Below are 4,851 nucleotides of genomic sequence, written 5' to 3'. Positions count from 1 at the left end.
GACTACGGGCGCGGCTGGAGTCGCTCGCCGCAAAGCGTGGCGTCGCGACACGAATACACTGGCCCGGAATGCTCACTGGCGACGCAAAATGGGGCGCATTTCGTGCTGCGGAATTCTTCGTTCTGCCATCCCATCAGGAGAATTTCGGCATTGTTGTCGCCGAGGCGATGGCGTCGTCGCGCCCCGTGCTCATCACTGACAAGGTCAATATATGGCGTGAAATCGAGGCGGATGACGCGGGTATTGTCGTCAGCGACGACGCTGCCGCAATCGAGTCCGGCCTTCGCCGTCTCTGCTCGATGACCAGGAAAGAGCGCGAAGCTATGGGCGAGCGCGCGCGGAAATCATTTCTCGCCCGTTACGACATCGAGAACAACGCGACGAGCTTGCTCGCCACGATCCAGAATGTCACGCAGGGAGCGACGGAGCAACAGGCGAGCTGCGGTCGGCATGAGGATACGCGATGTCCAAGCCGGTGAGCCTCGCAAGCTCAGTCCTTATCGCGTCCTTGCTCTCGAGATGGACGATCGCGCGGCGTAATTCCAGCACGCGCACATCGACGAGGAACCGATACCAGAAACCTTGTAGGAAATGGTATATCAGACCTTCTCGACCATCGAGGAAGCCCACCTGAAAGAAATAGCGCCATAGAAAATAGGCGAGCGGCCCAACGCCGAAGGGAAGCCTGTTGTAAATGCGGGCCTTCACCAATCGCTTCAGACGCGCTTGCACGCTGCTCGCCCCATCCTCGACCCCTTCGTCTGGTGGGAAAAGGCCATATTCGGCGTTCAGCCTGTCGATCGCCTCACGTGTCGTATATTTATTGTGCTTATCTGTGAAGAAGGCGATGTCTTTGAGGTTATCGTCACAAAAATCGTGGTCGAAGGTAACGGCGCGACCGCGCAACAGCACCATATGTTCATCCATCCACCGCTGCTCGATCTTCGCCGAGCCTTTGCGCCAGATGCGGAGAAGCGTGAGCGGGTAGCGCCCGCCATGCTTGATCCAGCGGCCCATAAAGATGTGCCGCCGATTGATGTTCACGCCGGTCACATCCGGCGGCAGCGATGGCAGCTTTTGCTTGATCTCCTCGATGAGTTCTGGTGTCAGCGTCTCGTCTGCATCGAGTCGCATGACCCATTCGGTCTCGATCGGCAAATTGTCGAGAGCCCACTGAAATTGCTGCGCCTGATGAGTGAATTCGTGTTGATAGCTTTTTGCTCCACCCGCGCCGGCCAACTCAATGGTCTCGTCATTAGAAAACGAATCGACGAAAAAGATGCATCTTGTGAGCGATTGCAAATTCTCAAGAACCCGCGGGACGTGCAACTGCTCATTGAAAGAAAGAATAACAACACTGATCATAGCGCTTAACACCCCCGATAACCGATACGAACATTTGCGATTTTATCGCATCATTAGTGCGCCGAACTTTTTATTAAAAATACATCAATCTGAATAAGCTGCCCTGTCGAACTATCACGCCATCCATTTGAAATTCCATAAACAACAAACCCATCTTCTAAAAAGTTCCTTATAGATTCAAGCCCAAACACCTGTCCTGCGTAAACCTCCTTGAAAGATAACTCAACTTGGACAGCAACGATACGTGGGAGCAACCCACGACACCCTTCAAAAACTTCTATCTCGTACCCTTGAACATCAATTTTTAGATAAAATAGCTGATCATTCGCCTGACAAATTGGCTGGTAACTATCGAGCCGAATAACTTTTACTGGCTCCTTGCCAACCACCTCAAACGCCGTGCCCAACTTCGGCCCTCCCTCCGCCACTGCGAGTAGAGAGGAGCATTGAGAGTTTTCGGTCACATGCAACAGCAAGTCCGCACTCTCTGCACCCAAGGCCATTCTTTCGGCTACGGTCCAGCTTGAACACTTCCTAGCCGCAGCAGAAAGCTTCTGATAAGCACTAGAGCCTGGTTCAAACGAAATAATTTGCTGGCGAGGCCTAAATGAAAGAACCTCTGAAGCAAATTGACCTTCATTTGCGCCTACGTCTAAAATAATAGATGCACCCGAACACTCAAGAAGATTCAACATCAGTCCAGTCGAACTGCTAGCGAGACGGGCGCGCTTGACGTCGAGCCCCAAGCGCCAAAACACTTTGCGAACGAAGTTTTCTAACATTAAAACGGCTCCCTTCCATCAGTTGCGTGCATTCGCAGCAATGCGTATATTGGGTCTGCATGAAGACGAAATAAATTTATCCCTCGCTTAATAACGTATAGCACCCACGCTTTCACGCGCCCATGCCCGTGCACTTCACGGTATATTCGCCAAAGTTCTTTATCGGCAAGGCCCCGCAGTCTAGGGTTATCGGATGCCCCGCCACGATAAAATTTACATATAGGAACTTTCAGATAGACAGCCACTCCGCCGTCACGAATTATACGGGACGTCAAAGCCCAGTCTGCCGCCAGTCGAAACGTATCATCGTAGCCGGACGAAATCGATTGCCTTAAGTAAAAAATAGCCTGATGATGTGTAAACATACTATACCAATAACGTGTTGCAGGATACGATTTCTTTATAAAAGCCTTCTTGCATGTAACTTCGATCGCATCTCCGTACAAAATATCTGCGCCTTCGTTCACCCACTTACTGACTTGCTCCAAGGTATTTGGAAACGCGAATTCATCGCCGGCGTTCATGAACACGCAGTAAATACCGCTACTTCGTTGTATGCCTTTGTTCATGGCGTCGTAAATTCCGGCGTCAGGCTCCGAGATCCAGTTGAAATTATCGGCGGCCAACGTCGTCAGAAATTCGTAGGCACCGTCTGTAGACCCACCATCGATGATCACCCACTCAATAGAATTAAATGTTTGATCATACACACTTTTACAAGTGCGCTTTAAGCCAGGAAGATCGTTTCGACACACGGTGATAATTGAAAAAATTGGCTTCATCCGGCACTCTCCATGCGTCGTCCCTTCAACAATACAGCAGGATTGCCGCTATAGACGCTCCAAGGCTCAAGGTCTCGAAACGCAACAGCCCTCGCTCCAAGGACCGCTCCTTGTTTTATTGTTACGCCTGGGCCGACAAAAGCTTCGGCGCAAACCCAGCAACGGGATTCGATCCGGATAGGTTTTGCAACAAGCTGCATGTTCAGATCGCTATAGTTGTGAGTACCCGCGCAAAGCGTCGTTCGCTGTGAAACAATAGCCCACTCGTGAAGCTCGATTATGGCCATGTTATAGACATCGACACCATCTGCAATTAAAGTATGATCACTCATTATTAGGTTCTCTGGAGACCAGACTCGGGCTGTCGCTCGAACATCTGCCGACTTACCCATCCTCGCACCAAAGATTTCAAGTAGCAATTTCCTCCAGGGTCCCATAAAATTAGGGGTCCAGGAGGCGAGCAAAAGCCAAACGATTTTCCACGCCCCCCTATAGAGACGATTGCGTAGGCTGAAACTTGGACCGCCCATGAGGGGTCTAGATACCTTAGCGTCAAGTGGAGACATATTCACGCTCATTGATAACCATTATTTGCTCGCACTAACGAGTCGCAATCGCTTGCCGTACCTTTGACTGGCATCACCTTATTCAAAATAGTGTTCCTCTCGATCACTACACCGCGTGTAAGCGATTCGCCGCCACCACAGCCGCCCAAATCGATACGTGCATTCACCGCCAAGTGATTGCCCCGCATCACGATGCCGAGGGTAAGCGGCGGGCTTTGTGGATGCGGGAGGCCATAGGCCCCGATCACCGCCTCGCCAGAAAAGATCAAATTGTCGGGCCCTCCGCGATAGACAGTCCCGTCCACGATCCGGTTGTTCAAATATTGAATATACCAGCTCGGCTGGAAATGATGATACCAGCGGCCTTGATTGAGGAAACCCGCAGTTCGCGCGGAACTGTTCTCCGCGATCACCTGCTCGACGGATGTTCCGTAGAGCTGCACTGCGGCTCCCGCATCGGAGAACTCATTGCCGACGATCAAATAACGCTGCACCATCGGAACGATCGTTATCAGCGAGCCGCGATCGGGCGCCACGGTCCAGTCTCGATCGAGAGTGACGGCGCTGGCCGCGACGTCCACGATCTGCGCAAATTGGCCCGCCCCTCTTCCGCCCAATATAAACACGCCCTGGCGGATCAGAGAATGTGACCCCGGCGTCAGCGTGCCGTCGAGCGTCAGCCGCCGCCCCGCGAGCTCGACGATATGGCCGTAATAGGAGCCGCCAGGGCCATCGGTCGTCATGGCCTCGCGGTCCCATGCGTGCATGAGGCGGAACTTGTTCTTTGCGAGCCAGATATTTTCCGAGGAGCCGCCGGTCGAAAACAGGGTGTTGACGCCGCCTCCCGAAGCGCCGAGATCGGCGCCGACGAATTCATTGCCTTCGATGATGGCGTCTCGGCAGCCGGAGATCGAATACCAGCCGCCACGGCCATTGTAGAAGGAGTTGCCCGTGATGGCGACGCGTCGGGAGTCGAGCACGAATAGCGCGCTGCCCGAGGCGTATATGTCGCTGTCGGCGATTACTAGCCCATCGCCGCGAAGCCTTATCGCCGCGCCGCCATTGGGACCGCCAACGCCGGTCTTGAGCGCGCTTTCGCGCCTGTGGACCTCGCCTTCGGCGATATGGCCGCGATAGGCGGAGGCGCGGATACGGATGCGGCGGAGGTGGATATCCCCTGTCGGCGCGACGCCGGCTTCGAAACCGCCGCTGATCACATGGCGATGATTGGAGGCGTAGAGCGTCATATCCTCGATTGCGAAACGCGCGTCGCCGCTCACCAAGCTCTCGGGGGGCGTCTCGAATTCGGGCCAGAGGAGGCTCGACAGATCACGATCGACGCCGCGCAGCGTCGCG

Annotated in this window: 6 protein-coding genes; 1 reads left to right on the top strand and 5 read right to left on the bottom strand. The window is 53.8% G+C overall.

Going from position 1 to position 4,851, the window contains the following annotated elements; all coding sequences use genetic code 11:
* On the top strand, nt 1-479 hold a 479-nt coding region (locus A1351_RS23665), incomplete at its 5' end, for a glycosyltransferase (protein WP_157096083.1).
* Here the strand turns inward: A1351_RS23665 and A1351_RS03980 are convergent.
* The 5 genes from A1351_RS03980 to A1351_RS25105 all read right to left on the bottom strand — a co-directional run.
* Complete coding sequence (locus A1351_RS03980) at nt 409-1,365, bottom strand: glycosyltransferase family 2 protein (RefSeq protein ID WP_064032291.1); 957 nt, start codon at nt 1,363-1,365, stop codon at nt 409-411. The two genes, A1351_RS23665 and A1351_RS03980, sit on opposite strands and share 71 nt — an antisense overlap.
* Nucleotides 1,366-1,418: 53 nt before the next feature.
* Nucleotides 1,419-2,147, bottom strand: coding sequence for an FkbM family methyltransferase (locus A1351_RS23660; protein ID WP_083967096.1), 729 nt, complete (start codon nt 2,145-2,147; stop codon nt 1,419-1,421).
* Nucleotides 2,147-2,929, bottom strand: a complete 783-nt coding sequence (locus A1351_RS23655) for a glycosyltransferase family 2 protein (RefSeq protein WP_083967094.1) — start codon at nt 2,927-2,929, stop codon at nt 2,147-2,149. The genes A1351_RS23660 and A1351_RS23655 overlap by 1 nt, the downstream gene beginning before the upstream one ends.
* Nucleotides 2,926-3,507, bottom strand: coding sequence for a putative colanic acid biosynthesis acetyltransferase (locus A1351_RS23650; protein WP_371441446.1), 582 nt, complete (start codon nt 3,505-3,507; stop codon nt 2,926-2,928). Before A1351_RS23650 ends, A1351_RS23655 begins: the two co-directional genes overlap by 4 nt.
* On the bottom strand, nt 3,504-4,851 hold a 1,348-nt coding region (locus A1351_RS25105; RefSeq protein WP_198162205.1), incomplete at its 5' end, for a hypothetical protein. The genes A1351_RS25105 and A1351_RS23650, both read right to left, overlap by 4 nt.

It is taken from the genome of Methylosinus sp. R-45379, assembly GCF_001644125.1.
Taxonomy (GTDB): domain Bacteria; phylum Pseudomonadota; class Alphaproteobacteria; order Rhizobiales; family Beijerinckiaceae; genus Methylosinus.
The sequence above is the reverse complement of the archived record's forward strand: the minus strand, read 5'-3'. Positions and strand labels throughout refer to the sequence as shown.

Coding starts and splice junctions, on each gene's coding strand:
- A1351_RS23655 (WP_083967094.1), bottom strand. CDS start 2,929: ATGAAGCCAATTTTTTCAATTATCACCGTGTGTCGAAACGATCTTCCT.
- A1351_RS03980 (WP_064032291.1), bottom strand. CDS start 1,365: ATGATCAGTGTTGTTATTCTTTCTTTCAATGAGCAGTTGCACGTCCCG.
- A1351_RS23660 (WP_083967096.1), bottom strand. CDS start 2,147: ATGTTAGAAAACTTCGTTCGCAAAGTGTTTTGGCGCTTGGGGCTCGAC.
- A1351_RS23650 (WP_371441446.1), bottom strand. CDS start 3,507: ATGAGCGTGAATATGTCTCCACTTGACGCTAAGGTATCTAGACCCCTC.